18 protein-coding genes are annotated in these 22394 nt (G+C 43.5%); 16 read left to right on the forward strand and 2 right to left on the reverse strand.

Annotated features, from left to right (window positions below; genetic code table 11):
* The first annotated feature begins 1448 nt into the window (after positions 1-1448).
* From J0A67_RS05550 to J0A67_RS05585, 8 genes are all read left to right on the forward strand, one after another.
* Positions 1449-2024, forward strand: a complete 576-nt coding sequence (locus J0A67_RS05550; RefSeq protein ID WP_206568267.1) for a Crp/Fnr family transcriptional regulator — start codon at positions 1449-1451, stop codon at positions 2022-2024.
* Between the two features lie 110 nt (positions 2025-2134).
* On the forward strand, positions 2135-2671 hold the full coding sequence (locus tag J0A67_RS05555) for a YceI family protein (protein ID WP_206568268.1): 537 nt from the start codon (positions 2135-2137) through the stop codon (positions 2669-2671).
* Between the two features lie 4 nt (positions 2672-2675).
* Positions 2676-2894, forward strand: coding sequence for a tautomerase family protein (locus tag J0A67_RS05560; RefSeq protein ID WP_206568269.1), 219 nt, complete (start codon positions 2676-2678; stop codon positions 2892-2894).
* A 4-nt stretch (positions 2895-2898) separates the two neighbouring features.
* A complete protein-coding gene (locus J0A67_RS05565) occupies positions 2899-3633 on the forward strand; it encodes an SDR family NAD(P)-dependent oxidoreductase (protein WP_206568270.1) in 735 nt (244 codons plus the stop codon).
* A gap of 67 nt (positions 3634-3700) precedes the next feature.
* Positions 3701-4459, forward strand: coding sequence for a type 1 glutamine amidotransferase domain-containing protein (locus J0A67_RS05570; protein ID WP_206568271.1), 759 nt, complete (start codon positions 3701-3703; stop codon positions 4457-4459).
* A 79-nt stretch (positions 4460-4538) separates the two neighbouring features.
* On the forward strand, positions 4539-5018 hold the full coding sequence (locus J0A67_RS05575; protein WP_206568272.1) for a cupin domain-containing protein: 480 nt from the start codon (positions 4539-4541) through the stop codon (positions 5016-5018).
* A 184-nt stretch (positions 5019-5202) separates the two neighbouring features.
* The gene (locus J0A67_RS05580; RefSeq protein ID WP_206568273.1) at positions 5203-5583 is read left to right on the forward strand and encodes a nuclear transport factor 2 family protein; all 381 of its coding nucleotides are present in this window, start codon (positions 5203-5205) and stop codon (positions 5581-5583) included.
* Positions 5584-5594: 11 nt separating this feature from the next.
* A complete protein-coding gene (locus J0A67_RS05585; RefSeq protein WP_206568274.1) occupies positions 5595-6680 on the forward strand; it encodes an NAD(P)H-dependent flavin oxidoreductase in 1086 nt (361 codons plus the stop codon).
* Between the two features lie 71 nt (positions 6681-6751).
* Here J0A67_RS05585 and J0A67_RS05590 read toward each other — a convergent pair whose 3' ends face one another.
* Positions 6752-7567: an SDR family NAD(P)-dependent oxidoreductase gene (locus tag J0A67_RS05590; protein WP_206568275.1), complete on the reverse strand. Its 816-nt coding sequence runs from the start codon at positions 7565-7567 to the stop codon at positions 6752-6754.
* Between the two features lie 80 nt (positions 7568-7647).
* A complete protein-coding gene (locus J0A67_RS05595; RefSeq protein ID WP_206568276.1) occupies positions 7648-8235 on the reverse strand; it encodes a TetR/AcrR family transcriptional regulator in 588 nt (195 codons plus the stop codon).
* A gap of 348 nt (positions 8236-8583) precedes the next feature.
* On the opposite strand from J0A67_RS05595, the gene J0A67_RS05600 reads away from it, so the two are divergent.
* The 8 genes from J0A67_RS05600 to J0A67_RS05635 all read left to right on the forward strand — a co-directional run bounded on the left by J0A67_RS05600 (position 8584) and on the right by J0A67_RS05635 (position 22370).
* Positions 8584-9792: an MFS transporter gene (locus J0A67_RS05600; RefSeq protein WP_206568277.1), complete on the forward strand. Its 1209-nt coding sequence runs from the start codon at positions 8584-8586 to the stop codon at positions 9790-9792.
* A gap of 321 nt (positions 9793-10113) precedes the next feature.
* The gene (locus tag J0A67_RS05605; protein WP_206568278.1) at positions 10114-10566 is read left to right on the forward strand and encodes an organic hydroperoxide resistance protein; all 453 of its coding nucleotides are present in this window, start codon (positions 10114-10116) and stop codon (positions 10564-10566) included.
* Between the two features lie 573 nt (positions 10567-11139).
* Positions 11140-12486, forward strand: coding sequence for a cytochrome ubiquinol oxidase subunit I (locus J0A67_RS05610; RefSeq protein ID WP_206568279.1), 1347 nt, complete (start codon positions 11140-11142; stop codon positions 12484-12486).
* Between the two features lie 6 nt (positions 12487-12492).
* Positions 12493-13503: a cytochrome d ubiquinol oxidase subunit II gene (locus tag J0A67_RS05615; protein WP_206568280.1), complete on the forward strand. Its 1011-nt coding sequence runs from the start codon at positions 12493-12495 to the stop codon at positions 13501-13503.
* 195 nt (positions 13504-13698) lie between these two features.
* Positions 13699-16125, forward strand: a complete 2427-nt coding sequence (locus J0A67_RS05620) for an ABC transporter permease (RefSeq protein WP_206568281.1) — start codon at positions 13699-13701, stop codon at positions 16123-16125.
* 171 nt (positions 16126-16296) lie between these two features.
* The gene (locus tag J0A67_RS05625; protein ID WP_206568282.1) at positions 16297-17229 is read left to right on the forward strand and encodes a DUF4097 family beta strand repeat-containing protein; all 933 of its coding nucleotides are present in this window, start codon (positions 16297-16299) and stop codon (positions 17227-17229) included.
* 118 nt (positions 17230-17347) lie between these two features.
* Positions 17348-19783, forward strand: a complete 2436-nt coding sequence (locus J0A67_RS05630) for an ABC transporter permease (RefSeq protein WP_206568283.1) — start codon at positions 17348-17350, stop codon at positions 19781-19783.
* Between the two features lie 160 nt (positions 19784-19943).
* Positions 19944-22370 (forward strand): ABC transporter permease, encoded by a 2427-nt coding sequence (locus tag J0A67_RS05635; protein ID WP_206568284.1) that lies wholly within the window; start codon positions 19944-19946, stop codon positions 22368-22370.
* The last annotated feature ends 24 nt before the right edge of the window (positions 22371-22394 follow it).

Consider the following 22394-nt stretch of genomic DNA (forward strand, 5'->3'; position numbering starts at 1 on the left):
AAAACAAGTGTGACGAGAAAGGAATTGACTTTTATTTTCGCCTGTCCTCAATTTAAGCATTTTGGCTCGATCCGTTTCTTGGGATTTGCAATCCCAGATATCTATCCTCGGATTTCCAGTCTGTAACAATCAGGTTCTCGGATTTCAAATCCAGCTATACCCCTTCGGAATTCTAAATTCCGAAGAACAGAACCTACCTGTTTTCGATAAAATTCTGTTGCCCCAAATCCCCAATTCCATACCGCTTGAATTACCTGAAATGGTTCTGGGAAGTTTTGCCGTTTTTACGGTAGCCTTGCTGATGATCGGTTCTCAGGCGCTTAAAGTCGTCCGTACCAATCCTGCCAATGTTTTGAATCGGGAGTGAACGAAAAAGCTGACTTTCAGATAGCCTGTGGGTTTTTGGTTTGAAATATTAGGCGGCCGTGTCACCGGATTCAATGCTATTAGAAAAAATGCGTTTCTTGGCCAAGACGTCTGACGGAGCAAATCACCTCCGTTGGACGTATTTTTTTGGATTGGAATAGCGGCTTTTTTGAAGGCTGTTGGTTCAGGATTAACTCCCCTGAGCCGATGTTTAGCCGAATCCTAACCGTAATGAAAATACAAGTAATCTGAGAGACCATTTCGAAGGCCGAGACTCCAAACAATTGAGCCAACTCACCGGCGTAGCCCGTAAAACAGTAAAAATTTCCTGAGGCGTTTCAGAGTTACTAAACTTTCTTTTCAGGATGCGGAAAAGTTGTACCATGATAGCTTTATTTAGCCAATCCTTGGACGTCGTTTACCCTCCCTACAGATTGCTGTACGGGATTGGTGAGAATATCAGGGTGGAATTGCTAATTCCGCCCAGCATACAGCAAAACTTAGAAGGTGCTGAGACGGAACTACGCTGAGAGGGGATTCCGTCGCCTTTTAATCTGTCCTTATTTTGAGAAAGCTTACACCAGCTGTCCCTAGGGGCTTAGATAGTATTCAAAGAAGATAAATTTAAAATGAAGAAGACGGGTTATTTTCTAATTGACGGAATGAAATACTCTCAACTCAAAAGTGTGATGTTCGTTAAAAGGAAGGATTCCATGGTTTTCAGCTACACTCACAACTATCATAGATTTGAAAATGGGCCGCAAGGCAGGATAATGAAAAGGGGGTGAAAGGAGATTTGAAACGACTACAATTGACCATAGCTTTACTGTTGAAACTGTTAACTATGATAGATAAGAACTCCAGAAATCGCGAAAATTGTTATGAGAAGCTTAAGTAAGAGGCTTTAAAAGAAAATTTGTGTGTTTGTTTTAGTTGGGTGTCTACAACGTGATAATTGTAGAATTAGATGTTTTAAGCCAAATGTCGTGAAACCATTAGGAAAATGAAATAAGCACCTTTTTTTCTTCAGAAGTAATAAAAATGCCACTGATATTTGTTATTAATTACGTGTTATAAATAGTATGAATGCTAAAGAAGTTTTACTCCAACATATTATTAAAATTGTGCCATTATCCGATGAGCAGATTGATTATGTCTTTTCACATTTTAAACCGATGAATTTTAAGAAAGGTCAGGCTGTAATTAGTGAAGGAGATAAAGTTGATTATGAGTATTTTGTGGTTTCTGGATGCCTAAAAGCTTTTTATATTAATGATGAAATCAAAATGCACATACTTCAGTTTGCCATGCCTACTTGGTGGACTTCTGACTTTTGTGCTTTGTACAATAATACACGAGCTACAATTAATGTCGATTGTATAACTGATGCAGAGGTACTTTGTATTTCAAATGAGGATCGGGAGAAAATCTGTAGAGAAATTCATGAAGTAGAACACTTTTTTCGATGGCGGACCAATAGAGGATATATTGCTTCCCAAAAGAGACTACTCTCTTTAATGAATAATGACGCCAAAACACGTTATGAGGAACTTTTGGCTATGTATCCCCAGCTATACAACTTGGTTCCTAAACACTTAATTGCCGCCTACCTTGGAGTTACCCGCGAAACATTAAGCCGCCTCTACTCAGCACACTAGTCTACGTCATTTGCCCTAACTTCTGCAGTTCTGAAGAATGTGATGTACATCACGTAACGATCTTTGCATCCTGTTTTTTCTTTGTACCATCAATTTTAAACCAAAGAAAAATGGAAACTCAAAGATTTGAAATCGTACCTGCACAAAGTCAAATAGACTGGATTGGCAGAAAAGTGACTGGAGCTCATAACGGCACTATCAAAGTTAAACAAGGTTCAATAGTACTGACTGAAGGAAGCCTAACGGATGGAGAGGTCACCATTGACATGTCCACAATTAACATTTTAGATGTAACGGATTCTGCATTGAATGCACAATTTGCAGGGCATCTCGCATCTGATGATTTTTTCTCAATTGATAAATTTCCTACGGCTTCATTTGAAATAATTTCGGCACAAGAAGTAGGCAACAATCATTACCATATTGAGGGAAATCTGACTATTAAAGAGATTACTCATGCAGCTGGATTTGATGCTACTGTGAATTACTATGGAGATTCCTTGACCTTAGCCGGAAAACTAATTGTTGACCGTACTAAGTATGCTATCAGATTCCGTTCTGGCAACTTCTTTAAAAATTTGGGCGATAACTTAATCTACAATGATTTTGAAATTGGCATAAACGTAACCGCAAATCTTAAAAATTAAAGCCATGCCATTCGTAACCATTGAATTGACTCGTGAAGGGGTTACCCGCGAGCAAAAACAGGAATTGATCAAAGGTGTTACTGACCTTATTACAGAGGTTTTGAACAAGGATCCGCATCTCACTCATATTGCCATACATGAAATTGATACAGACAATTGGGGGTATGCAGGAGAACAGATATCTGTCTTACGTGAGAAAGGAATTACAGCCGATAAAAAATAAGACTATGAAAAAGCAAACGATAATTATCACAGGAGCAGCTTCTGGTATCGGAAAAGGGATTGCCAAATACTTTCTGGATAGAGGCGATAATGTGGTCATCAATTCATTGACAGCAACCGCATTGGAAAATGCTTATAACGAATTCGGTGGAGGAGATAACCTGGCTATGGTTTCTGGTGACGTTAGCAATAGGAAAGTCGGGGAGCAGTTGGTAGCTACAGCGATAGACAGATTCGGTACTGTGGATGTACTTGTAAACAATGCTGGCATCTTCGATAGTAAACCTTTCTTGGAAGTGGATGAAGCCTATCTTGATAAGTTTCTGACGACCAATCTCAAGGGGACTTACTTTACCACGCAAGCAGCCGTTTCTCAAATGCTTAAACAGAACAATGGTGTCATAATTAATATTGGAACACCATTAGTAAACCACGGTTTAGGAGGCTGGCCGGCATCAGCTCCTGTAGCTAGTAAGGGAGCTATACATGCCTTAACCATTCAGCTTGCCGCTGAATTTGGAAAACAAAACATCCGGGTCAATACGATTGCTCCGGGTGTTATCCGAACGCCAATGCACGGCGATAAAGTTGATTTGAATGCAGGCCTTCACCTTTTAAATAGAGTAGGTGAAATTGAAGACGTGGCCGAGATGGTTTATACCGTCGCTAAAAGCAATTTCATCACCGGTTCTATCATCAATGTGGATGGTGGAAAAGGATCCGGGCATAATCTAAATTAATTAAGCAGAAGTATTAATCGCTTTTTTACAGGGTAACCACAATGTAAAAAACATAAAACTAAACACAATGAAAAATACAGTTAAATCATTAATAGTTGTTCTAATTGCGATAGCAAGTTTTTCAACGTATGCACAAAAAGCACAAAAAGAAAAAGTGCTATTTGTTTTAACCTCGCACGACAAATTGGGGGACACAGGAGAGGCAACGGGTTCATGGATTGAAGAGTTTGCAACACCTTATTATTTCTTCATGGACAAAGGAATTGAAGTAGTCATTGCTACACCAAATGGCGGTCAGGCTCCTATTGATCCAAAGAGTAACGATCCATCATTTCAAACCCCTGCCACTAAGCGTTTTTATGCCGATAAAAATGCACAAGAGGCCTTGAGCACTACAGTGAAAATCACATCGGTTAATCAAAAGCATTTCAAAGCTGTATTCTATCCTGGAGGACACGGTCCAATGTGGGATTTAGCTAACGATACCAATTCAATCAGCCTTATTCAGGATTTTTACAATCATGGTAAACCAATTGCTTTCGTGTGTCATGCACCAGCGGCTTTGGTAAATGTTAAAGACAAAAAAGGGAACTATCTCATCGCTGGGAAAAAGGTAACTGGTTTCACTAATACTGAAGAAGCAGCGGTTGGATTAACCAAGGTGGTGCCTTTTTTATTGGAGGATAAGTTGAAAGAGCGCGGTGGGGAATATTCGCAAGGCTCAGATTGGAGTTCTCATGTGGTGGAAGATGGGCTATTGTTGACTGGCCAAAACCCGCAATCTTCAGAAGAAGTAGCCACTAAACTATTGTCAAAAATAAAATAAGCAATCTAAATTGTAATGAAAAGATTTGGTATGGTTTGAAAAACAGCTGTATCAAATCTTTTTTATTAAAGTAAACCTTATGAAAAAGAACGTTTTCTTAACACTGATCATGGTTTTCATTGGTCTACATCTAAGTGCTGCACAAGGATTATCTTCTAAAGAATTTAATTTTTTAAATTCTGAAAGTATTGTCTGGAGGTCATTTCCGGCTTTTCCTGAAAATGTGAAACTGGCAATTTTAGTAGGAGACCCAGCGAAATTCGAACCTTTTATTGTTCGGGTGAAAGTACCGTATGGAGAAAAAATTATGCCGCATATACATCCGGAAGACAGAATCTATACGGTGATCTCAGGCGTTTTTTATATCGGAATTGGGGACCAATATGATGAAACTGAATTACAAGCCTATCCCCCCGGTGCTGTAGTGGTATTGCCAGGAAACACACCGCATTTTCATTTTGCTAAATCAGGAGACTATATCACTCAAGTTTATGCCATTGGGCCTCTCGGATTAGAGTATGTAGACAAGCAGAATGACCCTAGGGTTAATTCCAAGTAAGAGTCTAATAAATGTGAGGTAGATCACATGGATGCTATATTGTTTTTTTTGAAATTTATTGTGTAAGCATAAGCTTCTAATAATAGAAACCACTAAGGTTAAGACCATTAGTGTCAAAAATATTTTTAACAACCGCTTTTATGCATTGGGATTTTTAGTGTATGAAAGCACAAATAGAACGATTATGAAAAATCAAAATTTAGACACAGCAGACATTACAAACGTATTGGAAAAGATATATTTTAAGGGGATCTATGAAGGCAATGTAGATTTGCTTGGAAGTGCTTTTCATTCCGGATCCTTGCTTTTTGGAGATGTCAAAGGTTTGCCCTATGCTAAGACATTAGAACTTTATCTTGAAGGTGTTAAAAACCGTCAAAGCCCTAAAGATTCAGGAAAGCCCTACAAAGGAGAAATACTATCTATTCATGCCGTTAACTCCATTGCTGTAGCCGAGGCCAAAGTGATCATGTATGATTTCATTTATCATGATATTTTATCATTGCACAAAATAAACGGCCAATGGCTAATTGTAAATAAAATGCTAACGGACACCAATTCTTAAACTGTAAAATTATGTGGTACGAAACAAAAGCATCAAAGATGATGGGGATTGATTTCCCAATACTGCAAGGACCTTTTGGTGGCAAACTGTCTTCCGTTGATTTAGTAGCTACAGTATCAAATTCTGGTGGGTTAGGGGGGTACGGTGCCTACACCTTAAGCCCGGAGGAAATTTTTGACGTGGATAAACAAATCAAAACAGCCACAGATAAACCGTATAATATCAACCTTTGGGTTTCAGATGGTGATGCTCCAAAAGAGGGAGTCACCGATGCCCTATATGAGCAAACTAAAGCCGTCTTTCAACCTTATTTTGATCGACTTGGAATTCCGGTTCCAGATAAACCGGCACCTTTTCAGTCACGTTTTGAAAACCAAGTGCAGGTAATATTGGACGTCAAGCCCAAAGTGTTCAGCTTTATGTTTGGTGTTCCATCTCGGGATATCCTGGAAGAATGCCGAAAGCGTGGTATAGTAACTGTTGGGGCAGCCACAACTTTGGATGAAGCCATTTTTTTGGATTCTGCAGGTGTAGATATGATCATAGCTTCGGGTTTTGAAGCAGGTGGACATCGTCCTTCCTTTTTAGACAAAGCAGAATCATCTACCACAGGTTCTTTTGTTTTACTCCAGCTAATTAAAGAGAAAGTAAAAGTGCCCATTATTGCTGCTGGAGGTATAGCCTCTGGGAAAGGTGTGGCTGCGGCATTGGCTTTGGGAGCTGACGCCGCACAGGTAGGTACCGCTTTTTTAGCAACCGACGAGTCAAATGCTTTGCCTATTCACCGACAAATTCTGTTTTCGGATGCCGCAAAATATACCACGCTTTCACGTGCATACACTGGAAGGTTGGGACGTGGGATTACCAGTACCATTGCAAAGGAAATGCTGGGACATGAAAGCGAGATTTTACCTTTTCCGTTGCAAACAACATTTATGTCATCTTTGCGAAAAGCAGCTATCGATCAAGAAAAATGGGATATGGTTTTGTTTTGGGGTGGGCAAATTGCTCCTGTCCTAAAACACACCAAAGCCAAAGAACTGATGACTTCCTTGATAGAAGAAGCAACTTCATATTTCGATAATTTAAAAGCTTGATTAAATTATAATCCATAAAAAAGCCTAATCAATGATTAGGCTTTTTTGTTTAGTACATTTTTACTTTTGTGTTAATTTCCGTGTGCAATTTCTGATACTTCTGCCCACTCTTCCCAAACCGACAATCGTTGAGCGTAATGATGTTTAACAAAAGGTAAACCTACTTTTCCTAAAAGTAGACGTAAGGGTGGATTTTCAGTCGCTACTAATTGCAAAATTGCATCGGCTGTAGCCTCTATATTGCCAAAGGAACCGCTGTTACCACTTTCAGAGTTGATTTTTTTAATCTCATCATAGGCAGCTATACCTTGGGAATGGGTTTCATTTTTCCAAATATCCGAAGCATAGCCATTAGGTTCCACTAGGGTGATATTGATTCCAAAGTCTTTAACTTCTGCGGCTAAAGTTTCGCTAAAACCTTCAAGCGCAAATTTAGAAGCATTGTATAGACCTAAGAAAGGCAAAGTAATTAAACCCAAAATACTTGAAGTCTGGATAATATGACCGCTTTTTTGAGCTCTCATAATAGGTAATACCGCTTGAGTCATCCATAATGCACCAAAGAAGTTAGTTTGGAATTGGTCCTTGGCTTCCTGCTCACTTGCCTCTTCAATAGCTCCAAATAGGGCATAACCGGCATTATTGATCAAGACGTCGATTTTTCCGAAATGATCATGCACTTTTTCTACCGCGGCAAACACGTCTTCACGGTTATTGACATTTAAAGGAAATGTCAGGAGAGAATCACCATATTTTGAAACCAATTCGGTTAATGGCTCGATGTTTCTTGCAGTAGCCGCTACCTGATAACCTTGCTGTAGAAATGCTTCTGTCCAAATTCTCCCGAATCCTTTTGAAGCACCTGTAATTAAAATTGTTTTTGACATTGCATTAGTGTTTAAATTAATAATTGGGACTGTTTTATATATTAATGTGACCGATCGGTCATTTATTGAAGAAAAAAAAACTACAGCATTTGTTCTGTAATCATTTTTTTCAGATTATCATTTATCACTTTCATTTTAGAATTGTCACCGGCCACTCTACAAATAAGTATACCGCCTTCCAGCATGGCAAACATTATGGTGGCAAATTCATTCGCATTCCAATCGGCCTTGAACTCACCATTGGTAATGCCTTGTTTGATGATATCGGACAATAATTTTTGACTTTTGTTGATTAAGTTATTGACTTTTAATTTTATTAATTCATTGGTGTCATCGGCTTCAGTGCCAAAATTTAACATCGGACAGCCTCCAATTACTATTGGTTTAGTAGTTTCAACAAAGAAATCCAAGTACCCAAAGAGTTTCTCCCTGGCTGTTTTGAACTGACTTAACTCGATTCTCAATTTGTTTGAAAGCTGTTCCATGTTGTAATCAACAGCACAGGAAGCTAGTAGGTCTTTGTTTTCGAAATGCACATATAGTGTGCCTTTTGAAAGCTTTGTGGCTTCCATAATATCGCTCATCGCTGTGGCCGCTATTCCCTTTGTATTGAATATAGGTGCCGCTTTCTCGATGATGTACTGCCTTGTTGCCTCTCCTTTTGACATGTGAATATATTACTGTGCAAATATATGACCGATCGGTCAAATAAAAAAAAAATGTCTGCAATTATTTTTTGGATTTTTTTTTCAGGCCTGATTTCACCCACTTTTCCTTCAGCTTAATAGGGGCTTGTTTTGTTGGCGACTTATAGAAATAGCTAGCGGTTCTATAAAATGTGATGTACATCACGCAATCCATTTTCGCTTCCTACTGAACTTTGATGTGTAATTTGAATATGAGGTTTAGAACACAAATCATATGAAGATATGATGAAAGAATCAATCATTTGGTTCGGCTACGATTCTTTAATCGATTGTAGATAATTCTTCTATTTTAATAATAAAGGAAAAGAAATGAGAACTTTGGAACAAAACCATCAAGGATTTAGTACACTGCTAGCCTTGGCATTTATCCCGCTTTCTGGCTTTGCTACGGACATCTATTTGCCATCACTGCCTTCTATGGCTAATGATTTACATGTTTCAGCAGGAGCCGTTCAGCTATCATTGGTGATATTTATGTTTAGTGTTGGTGTTAGCCAGTTTTTTATCGGGACCCTATTGGATAGTTTCGGGCGTTATAAAATTGGTCTTGGATCATTAGCCTTATTCACCATGACCAGTATTACTGTTGCAATAGTACCAAATATCCATGTAATTTATACTATGCGCATTATTCAGGGCATTACGATCGCTCTTATTGTAGTTGGAAAGAGGGCTTATTTTGTGGACCTTTTTTCTGGAGAACAACTTAGAAGTTATATTAGTTTGTTTTCTATTATTTGGGCTAGTGCACCTATTATCGCTCCGTTTTTAGGTGGCTATTTCCAGGACAGTTTTGGATGGAGGTCTAATTTTTATTTCTTGGGGGGATTATCTTTGGTTTTTCTAATTTTAGAGCTGTTTTATAGTGGTGAATCCTTAAAAGAATTCCATCCTTTTAAAGTAAAGCCAATTCTACAAAACTATACAGGAATGCTTAAAACTGCTGATTTTACTTTGGGACTGCTTATCATTGGAATTTGTTTTGGTATGGTTATCATTTATAGTTTGTCAAGTCCCTTTATCATTGAACGCGTTTTGGGCTATTCTGCTATCACTACTGGATATAGTTCTTTGCTTTCCGGTTTATCACTTATGACCGGTGGGATAATTGCTAAGAAATTGATTAGAAAACCGTTGGAGAGAAAGATATTTATAGCCTTTGGGATTCAATTTTTCCTGATAACACTTATGATTGTAACTTCCTATTTTGAAAATAGTATTTATACTTTAATCGGGTTTATAGTCGGAATTCATATTGCTGGAGGTTTTATATTTAATATTCTTTATGGCTATTGTCTCAGTCGTTTTTCAAATAATGCCGGAATAGCAAGTGGGCTTACCGGTGGAGTGATGTATATGGTCAGTTCCATTACTAGTTATGGATTCGCTAATTTGTTTAAAGTAAAAAGTCAATTGTTTCTTGGTGTTGCTGACCTTTCAATGCTTCTGATTGTCATTGTTCTTTTTGTGTTTTTTAATAAGTACAGAAGGATATATGTGACACTATCAAATTTATAAGAACTGCTGGAACGATGAACAGCATCTTCTTCCAATACTGCTCAATGGACCCATTCTTATTAGTGACATCTTTTGGAGGTCAGCCAATAATATAACACTGACTTTCATTCAGAAGTAAGACGATTCCAATAGAGTGCCGTATCCCGGTCCTTCAGCTCACACCGCTTAATTTTAAGGGAAATACACATGTAATACACACAACGCCCGCATTGGATACTATCAGCTTTAAGAAGAGGCAAAGGCCTTTGCAGTTGCCATTTTCGAAGCCATTTAATGAGCCTATAATGAATTTAATAGCATTAAACTTAAATTATTATTGTCATGCAAAAACAAATTGTATTAAAAACAGAAAATCAAATTAAAATCGGTAAGGTATTGTATACAGGAAACGTTAATACTATGGGTGGTCGGGAGGGATCTGCTAAAAGTGATGACGGAAAACTTAACCTCATTTTAACACCTCCTGGAAGTATTGGAAATGGGACGAATCCCGAACAATTGTTTGCAGCTGGTTGGTCTGCCTGTTTTATAGGAGCAATCCGACTTAATGCAGTACAGATGCGCGTGTCGCTACCAGAAGAATTATCGGTTGACACTGAAGTTGATTTAGCTTCAGGTCCGGATGGTTTTAATTTACAGGCACGTTTAACCATAAACCTTCCTGGGGTTTCCGTGGAGCATGCCACAGCGATTGTAAAGGCTGCGCACGAAACCTGTCCTTATTCCAAAGCTACACATGGAAATATCAATGTAACCCTTAGTATAACGGTATGATGATTCGCTATCCCGCAATTTGGTTTTATTGGTAAGCGAGCGGTAGCTATGAGTTTTAGTGCCGGTTTTCTAGCTTAGAGGAACGCACCTTTTGCCGAGAGATTTCGAGAAAAAGCTAGTTGTCCATTGAATAAGACTTGTAAATGTGACTAGGCTGCGTTGACAACCTTCTTATTTAAATACACCCAATACTGGCGGGCCGAGCGGAAATATTCTTTCCTGTAGGACTAAACTTGAAAGGTGCTGGGACGGAACTACGCTGAGAGGGGGTATGAGTGGAAGTAAGGGCGTCTTAATTCTGGAAGTTGGAGGCTTGGAAGCTGGAAGACAGCAGACCGCGGGCGGAAGTGGGATGCGTGGAAGTCTTAAGCCGGGAAGTTGGAAGAACGATATAGGATCTTGAAGACGTAAGATTCGTTCCTCTAGATTTCAAATCCAGCTATACCCCTTCGGAATTCCAAATTCCGAAGAACGGAATACTGGAGAAAAATAGTCTAAACTAGGGAACCAAGCAGCCTGCAAAAGCGTCAATGAAGTAGTCAGTTTTTTAGCACTTACCTTATTTTGCAATAAATGGAAGACCTACTCGCTGCCCGTTGGCAGATGGCCGTTTCACTTGGCTTTCATATCATTTTTGCCTGCATCGGGATGGTGATGCCTTTCTTTATGGCAACCTCCCATTACCAATACCTCAAGACAAAAAAGCAGCTGTACAAGGATTTGACCAAAGCCTGGAGTAAAGGAGTGGCAATTTTCTTCGTAACCGGCGCGGTCTCGGGCACGGTGCTTTCCTTTGAACTCGGCCTGCTTTGGCCCAAATTCATGCTTCACGCAGGGCCCATTTTCGGGATGCCTTTTTCACTAGAGGGCACAGCCTTCTTTATCGAAGCTATCGCTTTGGGCTTCTTCCTCTATGGCTGGAACAAATTCAATCCTTGGTTTCACTGGTTTACCGGAGTCATAGTTGGTATCAGCGGACTTGCATCTGGGATTCTGGTTGTCGCGGCCAATGGCTGGATGAACAGCCCCGCGGGATTTGACTTCGTAGATGGAGAATATCGGAACATCGATCCTATTGCAGCGATGTTTAATGACGCTTGGTTTACGCAGGCTTTGCATATGACCCTGGCGGCTTTTGTTTCCACGGGATTTGCTGTAGCAGGCATTCACGCGTACCTGATGCTCAAGGGAAAAAACATTGCCTTTCACCGCAGCGCTTTCACCATCGCCTTGGTGTTTGGGTCGGTAGCGGCACTCCTGCAGCCGATTTCCGGTGACCTTTCTGCCAAAGACATAGCCGTTCGTCAACCAGCCAAACTGGCTGCGATGGAAGCCCATTTCCAGACTGGCGAGTCCGTTCCCTTGATCATCGGGGGAATCCCGGATGTCGAGAAAAAAGAAGTGAACTATGCAATCGAGATTCCTGGAGCTTTGAGCTTTTTGGCCCATGGGGACTTCGAGGCTGAGGTGATTGGTTTGGATCAATTTCCAGAGGAAGACCATCCACCCGTGCTGATTACCCACATTGCTTTTCAGATCATGGTTGGCTTGGGCATGGCTTTGGTCGGTTTGAGTTTGCTGTTCCTTTTTTCTACTTGGAAAAAGAAGGTTTGGCTCGATGCACGTTGGTTCCTTTGGCTTTTTGTAATTGGGACGCCGCTGGGATTTATTGCTCTGGAGGCCGGTTGGACAGTGACAGAAGTAGGACGTCAACCCTGGATCATTTATGGGATCCTCCGTACCGAGGACGCCGTGAGTCCCATTCCCGGGATTCAGTATTCTTTTTACCTCTTTACAGCTGTTTATCTTTCCCTAGCGGTGGTGGTCACCTTCCTCTTGATGAGGCAGATCGGGGCAGTGCCAAGTTATCCTTCCCAAGACATCCCGTCTTCCGACACTTCCACCTCCTCAACCTTCTGATCAGCCATGCTCTACGTCGTCATCGTCTTTCTGATTCTTGCCGTCCTGATGTACATCCTTTTGGGAGGGGCGGATTTTGGTGCGGGAATCCTCGAATTGACCACCCCGAACCGGATGAAGTCTAAGATCCGCAAGCGTACCTACGAGACGATCGGTCCTATATGGGAAGCCAACCACATGTGGTTGATCATCACCATCGTCATCCTGTTTGTCGGGTTTCCTGCTATCTATTCCCTGCTGTCCATCCATTTGCACATTCCTCTTTTACTGATGCTGTTTGGGATCATCGGCCGTGGAACAGCCTTTGTCTTTCGGCACTACGATGCGGTGGAGGATGAGATGCAGAGGGTTTACAACTGGATTTTTGCCTATTCCAGCTTTGTGACCCCGTTTTTCTTGGGCTTGATTTTTGGCGCAGCTGTTGGTGGGAGCATAAATCCGGATGCCCCAGATTTCTTGGCTTCCTACATTTGGTCTTGGCTGAATGCATTCAGCGTAGCCGTAGGATTGTTTACGGTGATGATTTGTGGTTTTTTGACGGCGGTTTTTCTGGTAGGAGAGGCAAAGAATGATGCCGAGAGACGATTTTTTGTTACCCGCTCCCGGCTTTTTATCTTAGCGACCGTGTTGGCTGGTGGGATTGTGTTCCTCGCGGCAGAGCTCCAAAATGTCCCGCTCGTGGAGCTGCTGATCACCGAATGGGTTACCTTGGGGATACTCTTTTTGGCAACTCTCGCCATGATCTTGCTTTGGCTTAAACTGCCGACGGCCACCAAGTCATTTTCGCGTCTATTGGCTGGAGCGGTGGTGACGGCGATTCTATTGGCTTTTGGTTACCACTATTTTCCGGACATGGTGATTCTCCAGGGAGGAGAAAACTTGACGCTCTTCAACTCCGCTGCTTTAGGCAAACCCATTGAAACCCTTGCCTGGGCATTGCTAATCGGAAGTATTTTTATTTTGCCTTCGCTCGGGTACTTGCTGTATAGTTTTCAGAAGGAAAAGGCGGAGTATTGATTTAATATTGACCTAGGAAAAGGACCGCGGATTTTTGAAGGAGCAATGCGCGTGATTTTGCCCACAGACGGACAAAATTGTCCGAGGATTTAGCAAGTTTTATTTTGGAAATGCCGCTGAGCGCGCCATAGACGATGTTTTTGCTGGCACGGAAGTGGTTTTTTTTGCCTTGAAAAGATCCCAACCAAAAAGCCTATGCCACTCAGATTTCTCAAGATCGCATGGAGAAGTATTCTCCGCAACCGCTTTTTTTCCCTGATCAACGTCACCGGTCTCGCGCTGGGAACCGTCTGCTGTCTCTACATCATGATCTATGTCAACGACCAGTTTGGCTACGACCGCCATCATGCCCATGCTGACGAGCTATATCGGGTGACTACGCTCCTAAATGCACGCGGTAACGAGACATTCATGGCCTCCTGCTCGCCGCCGATCGGTCCGGCTCTGGAGCGGGACTTTGGTGAGGTAGTGTCCTTTGCCAGGGTGGTGAGAATGGAAAAGATGGGCATAGCCCAAAGCCTGATTTCCGCCGGCGAGACCAAGCTCTATGAAAAAGAGGCCGTACTGGCAGACTCTTCCTATTTCTCGCTTTTTGACTATCACTTTATAGAGGGAAATCCCCAAGAGGCACTCAAAAAGCCCTTTACGGTGGTTTTGGAGAAAGGCCTTGCCGACAAACTTTTTCCTCCCGGCGAGGCGAGGGGTCAAACGATCAAGATCGAAAACAACAACGGAATCAGCGAATATGAGGTGACTGGCGTGGTGGACAGAAGTCTCGGCAAATCGCATCTGGAAGCAAGTCTTTTCATCTCCATGAACAGCAATGGTCTCGGAGAATACGTCCTTCAAAACAATGTTTGGGCGGGAAACAATTTTACCTCGACCTATATCCAGCTTATGCCTGGGACAGATCCAACTGCTTTGGAAAGCAAATTGCCCGCTTTTCTGAATAAATATGGGGAGGAGGAATTGCGAAGCGTGGGGATGTCCAAGAATCTGATCTTACAGCGGGTAGATGCGATCCACACCTTCATGGGTTACGATGTGGAGATGGCCGAAGTGGTGAGTCCCACTTTCTTGTATGTCCTATTTTGCATTGCGGTGCTGATTCAGGTCGTCGCCTGCATCAACTTTATGAATTTGGCTACGGCCAAGGCTACGAAGCGCGGCAAAGAAGTTGGCGTGCGTAAGGTCATAGGAGCAAGCAAGGCCAATTTGGTCACACAATTTATGGCCGAATCCCTGCTTTTGGTATTGATCAGCTCCGCAGTGGCTGTGGTGCTTTTTGGTACCTTGTTGCCTTTTCTGAATAGACTCACTGATGCCACGATCAGCAACAGCATTTTTCTTGACTTCAGCAGCTGGCTCATCATAGCGGGGATCGTACTGGCTACGGGTTTGCTGGCAGGGCTTTATCCCGCCTTTTACCTGACCTCATTCAATACGGTGAAGATCATGAAAGGCGATTATTCCAATCGCATATCCGCCACTCGGATTCGCCAAGTGATGGTGGTGACCCAATTTGTTTTTTCTATCGTCCTCATATCGGGAGTCACAGTGATCCAACAGCAGATGAACTTCCTCAACGCAAAGGATCTTGGCTTTTCCAAAGATCAACGTTTGATATTCAGTTTCTATTCCACCGAATCCAAGGCTCAAATGGATGCTTTTGTCGATGCCGTGAGGCAGCTGCCGGAGGTGGAGCATGCGAGCAAGACCAATAATTATCCCAGCCAGTTTGTCTTCAACGATGTCGGAGTATATCTGGAAGGCGGAGATATGAACTCCGCCAAAAACGCTCAATTCATGGTCAGCGATCCATATTTTGTCCCGGTAAATGGGATCAGTTTACTCAGCGGCCGGGATTTGCGGGATGGGGACGAGGGTAAGGTGCTCATCAACGAAAGGCTGATGTCTGAACTCGGACTGGACGCGGAAAGCGCATTGGGAACCAAGCTGTACAGCAAGTATGGGGACGAAGCCACCTATGTGGAGGTCGCCGGAGTGATGAAGGATTTCCACTACAATTCCCTTCACCAGCAGATCCGACCCTTCATGATCCAATACACCGAAAATGCCGACCGCCTAAACCATCTAATCCTGTCCACCAACAGCGATGCGTACGGGGAGATTTTAGCCAAGCTGGAGTCGGCGTGGGACCGACTGATGCCGGAAACGCCATTTGACTATGCTTTTATGGACCAGGAAGTGGAGCGGCAATATGCTAAAGAACAACTGCTGTCAGGGGTGATTCGGACTTTTACACAGATGACGGTTTTCATTTCCTGCCTTGGGCTTCTGGGGCTGGCGGCATTCAGCGCTGAACAAAGAAGAAAGGAAATCGGTGTTCGGAAGGCTTTGGGAGCCTCTGTGGGAGACATCGTAGGACTACTATCGGGCGAGTTTGTCAAACTGGTATTGGTTGCCTTTGCGATTTCCATTCCCTTGGCCTGGTGGGCCATGGACCGTTGGCTGGATGACTTTGCCTACCAAATCACCGTGCAATGGTGGATGTTTGGGCTGGCTGGCTTGATCGCCCTAGTCGTTGCTTTGGTGACCGTGAGCTCACAAGCGTGGACGGCGGCTTTGGCAGATCCGGTAGAAAGCATCCGCAATGAGTGAAATAAGCTGGCCTTCACCTTAGTGTTAACGCTGACCGCTTGCGGACAAAATTGTTCGCGAGCGTCTCCGACATACTAATAGAATCCCCTTTCAGTGTGCAGAATCTAGCTTTTTACTGGCACAATAGTGGAAACAAGTGATTGCATCAACTCTCCAACAACGTGTTTAATCATGAAAAGCGTAAAAATATCCCTCGTCCTTGTGAGCTTGTCACTTTTGGTAACCCAGCTCCAGGTTTCTGCCGCGGAGTATAGAGCAGATCCCTATCTCACCAAGCAGTTTACACTCAGCGGTTCTGGCCAGCTCGAGGTGGAAACTTCCGGTTCCTCTGTCTCGGTGACCGGCGGCAGCAACAAGGAAGTCGTAGTCGATATGTTTGTGAAACTCAATGGACGTGAGATCTCTTCCGAAGACCCTGCGGTGGAGAAAGAACTCGAAAACTACGACCTCAACATCAGTCAAAGTGGAAATACCATTTCCCTGATCGTGAAAAGAAAGATGAACAGCGGCAGAAGCAAATTGAATCTTTCCTTCAAGATTAAAGCACCGAAAGAGATGTCCTCCAAATTTCAATCCAGTGGGGGTTCGATTGCCATAGATGGCCTGAACGGTACGCAAGAGGTTGCGACCAGTGGCGGAAGCATCCAAGTGCTTAACAGTAGCGGCATGGTGGATACTCGTAGTTCAGGAGGTTCATTCAGGCTGGAAAACTTCGAGGGTGATGTGGAGGTGCAGACCAGTGGCGGTTCTATCAAAGTAAACGGACTTACTGGAGATATCAGGGTAGGCTCTTCAGGAGGAAGTGTAAACCTCGAGGAAATCAACGGAAGGATAGATGTGAACACCAGTGGCGGATCGATCCGCGCTCAGCTTTCGGATTTGGAAAAGGAGCTGACCATGAAATCCAGCGGAGGAAGTATCACTGCTATCGTGCCCAAAGGTTTGGGCCTAGACCTGGATCTCAGCGGAGGACGGGTGAATTCCTCATTTTCCAATTTTGACGGAGAAATCAAGAAAGACCGAGTCTTGGGCAAGATCAACGGAGGAGGAATCCCTGTCACCATGCAGAGCTCGGGCGGCAGTATCAATCTGGAGTTTAATTAAAGTATCAAGTATCTAGTATCAAGATGCTAGACTTTGGAATCAAGAAAAAATAAGACGGAAGCAGGGAAGAAGCTCCTCTCTACCTCCAACCTCCTCTTCGACAAGCTCATAGACCGCTATGCTCAAAAACTACCTAAAAATCGCCTGGAGAAACCTCTTGAAGTCAAAGGGTTTTTCGCTGATCAATATCTCGGGTCTGAGTATCGGGATTGCCGCTTGTATTCTAATCGCCGTGTATATCCTCCACGAGACCAGCTATGACAAGTATGTCCCCAACTCGGAAAACATCTACCGGGTGGTGGGCCGCTTGGAGATGGATGGGACGACTGATTACACGACACATTTTTCAGCAAATCTTGCAAGGACGGTAGACGCTGATTTTGATGAAATAGAGCAGGCGGGCAGGATCATGGACAACGATCTTTTCTACGGAGCAGGCTCCAATGAAATCCAGATCGATGACGAGCCCATGCAGCATCATGAAGAAGGCTTTACGTATGCCGACCAGGCAATACTGGATATTTTCAGTATTCCCATGGTTTATGGCGATCGCCAAACCGCCTTGTCCGAACCGAAAACCATTGTGATTTCGGAGTCTGTTTCCAAGAAATTTTTCAAAGACCAAAACCCCATCGGGCATGTAATTTACCTCAATGGCAACCGGGAGGATCCCCGTAAGATCACTGGAGTGATGGAAGATTTTCCGACCAACTCACATCTGCACTATGACTATTTTTTGACCTTAACAGGGGTTGAGTTTGGTAAAGGCGAGCAGGATCGCTGGATCCAAAGCAACTATAAAAATTACGTATCTATCCGGCCTGGGACGAGCGTGGAGGTATTTGGCCAGACCCTCGGGTCGACTGTAGTCTCCAAATACCTGAAGCCAGCAATGGCAGCAGCTGGGCTGGCTATGGCTGAGACTATTGAGAAAAACGCCAAGATTTACCTGCAGCCCTTGGAGGAAATTCATCTGTATTCAGCGGCCATTGAGACTGAATCCCCATTTAGAAATGACATCAAAATCGTCTGGATCTTTGGCACAGTCGCTTTTTTCATCCTCCTGCTCGCCTCGATCAATTTCGTGAACCTGTCTACCGCCAAGTCTGCCAATCGGGCCAAGGAAGTCGGCTTGCGCAAAGTAGTGGGGTCGAGTCGTACGCATTTGGTATTTCAGTTTTTGTCTGAGTCAATGCTGATTACCGCGATTGCGTTTGTGATCGGACTTGTGCTGGCGCAGGTCTTTATGCCTGTATTTCAGGAGATGACCGGAATCGCCTTGGCCCTGCCTTGGGACTCTCCGATTTTTGTTCCCATCCTTTTACTCTCCGCTTTGGTGGTGGGAGGAATTGCCGGATTTTATCCCTCGGTTTACCTATCGGCTTTTTCTCCGATCAATGTGCTGAAAGGCAAACTTCGCCTAGGTAGCAGGTCAGGCGGTTTTCAAACCAGTTTGGTGGTCTTCCAATTCACCGTTTCGATCATCCTGATCATTGGCACACTCGTGATCAACGAGCAGTTGTCATTTATCCTCACTTCCAAAGTAGGATTTGAAAAGGATCAGGTGATTCAGCTCTATGGCACCAATATGCTGGGAGATAAAGACGAGATATTCAAAGCCGAACTTGAACGAATCAACGGGATCGAATCCGTCACGATCAGCGACTACCTGCCTTTGGAAAACACCAAACGAAACGGCAACTCCTTTGTCAACGAAGGACGAGAAAATATCGATCAAACCGTTTCCGGCCAGGTTTGGCAGATCGATGAAGACTATCTGGAGACATTGGGCATCGAGCTGATTGCCGGAAGGAACTTCGATAAGACCATCACCACCGATCGCGAGGGGATCATCGTGAATGAGAAGATGGTCAAGGAGCTGAATATTACAGATCCGATTGGCAAAAAAGTCTCCCGGTTTGGCCAACTGAATGAGATCATCGGAGTCGTGAAAGACTTCCGATTTGACAACATGAAAGAGCGTGTTGAGCCTCTTGCCATGTTCTTGGGAAAAAGTAACACCATCATTTCGGTCAAAACGAATACCGCAGATATGCCTGCATTGCTGGTAATCATAGAAGGCAAATGGGATCAATTTGCTCCAAACCTTGCCTTCAGATACGCTTTCATGGATGATACTTTCGCTCGGATGTATGACAATGTGCGAAGGATCAAAATCATCTTTACCAGCTTTGCCTTCCTTGCCATTTTGGTCGCTTGTCTGGGTTTGTTTGCGCTCTCGGCCTATATGGTAGAGCAGCGAAGCAAAGAAATGAGCATTCGAAAAGTCCTGGGAGCTTCCTTTAAGGGGATTTATGGAATGCTGACGCAAAAATTCATCTACATGATTCTGGGTTCTCTGATTTTGGCGAGCCCAATCGCTTACTATTTGCTAAATAATTGGCTCAAAGACTACGAATACAAAATCGATATAGGCTGGCAAAGCTTTGCATTGGCTGGAGTTCTTGCGGCCGTGATGGCAATCGGAACTGTCAGCTATCATGCGATCAAATCTGCGAGCATCAACCCCGCAAATACGCTGAAGGGGGAGTGAATTGGAGTACGATGTGCCTAGTAAAAAGTAGCAAGTCGCTAGATATAAGATATAATAAATAGTTGTCAGGAAGTATGGAAGTAGGAAGCAAGGAGGAAACGTCTTAAAACCTCCTGACCTTCCGAGTTCCAAACTTCCCGACCTCCTAACTTCCAATGCCATGCTCAGAAACTACCTCAAAATCGCCTGGAGAACGCTCAAAAAGAACAGGCTCTATACGCTGCTGAATGTCTTTGGATTGACTTTGGGGATTAGTGGATTCTTGATGATCCTGCTTTTCATCCAGGATGAGGTTAGTTATGATCGGCACTTCCAAGGTTCGGAATCTGTTTTTCGAGTTAGTTCACATTGGGGCAATTTCAGCTCGGCTGGATATGCTACAGCCCCTCCCGCTTTGGGGTCCAGAATGGAAGAGGATATCCCTGAGGTTGAAGCGGTCACCCGACTCCTCAAATGGAATGATTTTACCATTCAGCCAGCTTCAGGACCGAATCAGGATCAGGTTTTTCGCGAGTCAAAGGTCTTCTATGCAGAGCCCAACTTCTTCCAAGTTTTCAACCTAAACCTGAAAGCAGGAAGCAAGGAAGTGGCGCTCTCCAGTCCCAATCAGGTCGCGCTAACTGAATCCATGGCCAAAAAATACTTTGGAGATGTTCACGCTCAAGAGGTCATTGGAAAAGCCGTTCTGATCGGTAGTAATAATCCAACTCCGAGAGAAATCGCAGCCGTGATTGAGGATTTGCCAAGTCAAAGTCACTTGCATTTTGACATGCTCGTGTACGAGCCTGGAATGCATCAGGAGATTTTCCAGATGAATTCTTGGTCTTGGTCGATCTTATACACTTATGCAAAATTCCCTCAGGAAAAAGCATCCGTGGTCAAAGGGAAACTAGACCAAATCGTCGAGAATTACGCTGTTCCAAGCTTTACCACTGAAGAAGGAGGTTCTGATTACAACCTCCAGCTGATGCCGATTCGGGATATCCATCTGAATTCCCATTTGCTCCGAGAACTCGAAGCCAATAGCTACCAAAGTTATGTCTACATTTTCTCTCTGGTGGCGGTTTTTGTCCTGTTGCTTGCCTGCATCAATTTCATGAATTTGGCTACGGCCAAAGCCGGGCTCCGATCCATGGAAGTGGGGGTGAGAAAAGTGCTCGGTTCAGGAAAATCTCAGCTGGTAGCACAGTTTCTTACCGAAGCATTTTTGTTGGTTTTGCTGAGTCTCTTACTTTCTCTAGTGGTGGTTGAGCTTTGCAATGAGCCTTTCAATAAGATTTCCGGCAAAAACATTGACTTCAACCTGATCAAAAATCCACTGATTCTGGGGACAGTTCCAGCCTTACTGCTGATATTGACTTTGCTTTCTGGCTTTTATCCAGCATTCTATTTGTCATCTTTCCGTCCGATTCTGATTTTGAAAAAGCAGTTGAGCGTAGGAAAGAACTCCCATACTTTTAGAAATGGATTGGTGGTGTTTCAGTTTGCTACCTCGCTGACTTTGATTATTTGCACGCTCCTTGTACAGCGCCAGCTCAGCTTTATCCAAAATTCCAACCCGGGATTTGATCGGGACCAGCTCGTGATCATCCACAACGATGGGGAGATTCAAAACCATCAACGTGAGGACTTCAAATCCCGATTTGTGGGAAGCACCAAGGTTCAGTCAGCCAGCTTTTCCACGGGAATTCCCATGGCCGAGCAGTTTCAGATGCGCTCATTTGATTTACCTACTACCAATAACCAGCAGGGTATGAACTGGTACGAGGCGGATGCGGATTATTTGAACACTTATAAATTTGAACTTTTGGATGGAAGAAGCTTCTCTCCAGTGGCCGGAGCGGACAGTGCCAAAGTGATCCTCAATGAGGAAGCTGCGCGCCAGTTGGGGATTTTGGAAAATCCAGTCGGACAGTTGATTGTCAAAAACAAAGGAGCGAATGACGAAGCGACACTTGAAGTCGTCGGTTTGGTCAAGAACTTCAACTTCGAGACTTTTCGCCATGAGATCAAACCTCTTGTACTGGAGTACATGCATGAATATTATTTGCGAGATTATATCAGTGTGAGAATTCATGGCGGAGCCATAGAATCGACTATCGCTGAATTGGAAACTGCCTGGAAGGCCTATGAGCCTCGAGTCCCGATGAATTATACCTTCTTGGATGAGGATTTTGCTCGGGTTTATCGGGCGGATATGAAGATGGGCGATTTACTGAAAGTGCTGACGGTAATTTCCATTTTGATCGCTTGTTTGGGTTTGTTTGGGCTGACCTCCTACACTACCCATTTGCGAACCAAGGAGATTGGAATCCGAAAGGTTTTTGGAGCAAGCATGCCAGAGATTTTCCTAATGCTTTCCTCTTCCTACTTGAAACTATTGGGATTGTCGGCCTTGATTGCTATCCCGACGGCGATTTATTTTATGGATCAATGGCTCGAGGAATTTGCATTCAAAACAGGTATCGAATACTGGGTCATTGCCGTGTCCGCAGTGGTTTGTTTCGGTCTGGCGCTGGGCACTGTTTTCTTCCAGTCCTACAAAAGCATCAAAGCCAATCCGGTCAATAGCCTTCGAAGTGAGTAATGTCGAATGCGACAAAAAATGAAA

The sequence above is a fragment of the Algoriphagus aestuariicola genome (genome assembly GCF_017254835.1).
Lineage (GTDB): Bacteria > Bacteroidota > Bacteroidia > Cytophagales > Cyclobacteriaceae > Algoriphagus > Algoriphagus aestuariicola.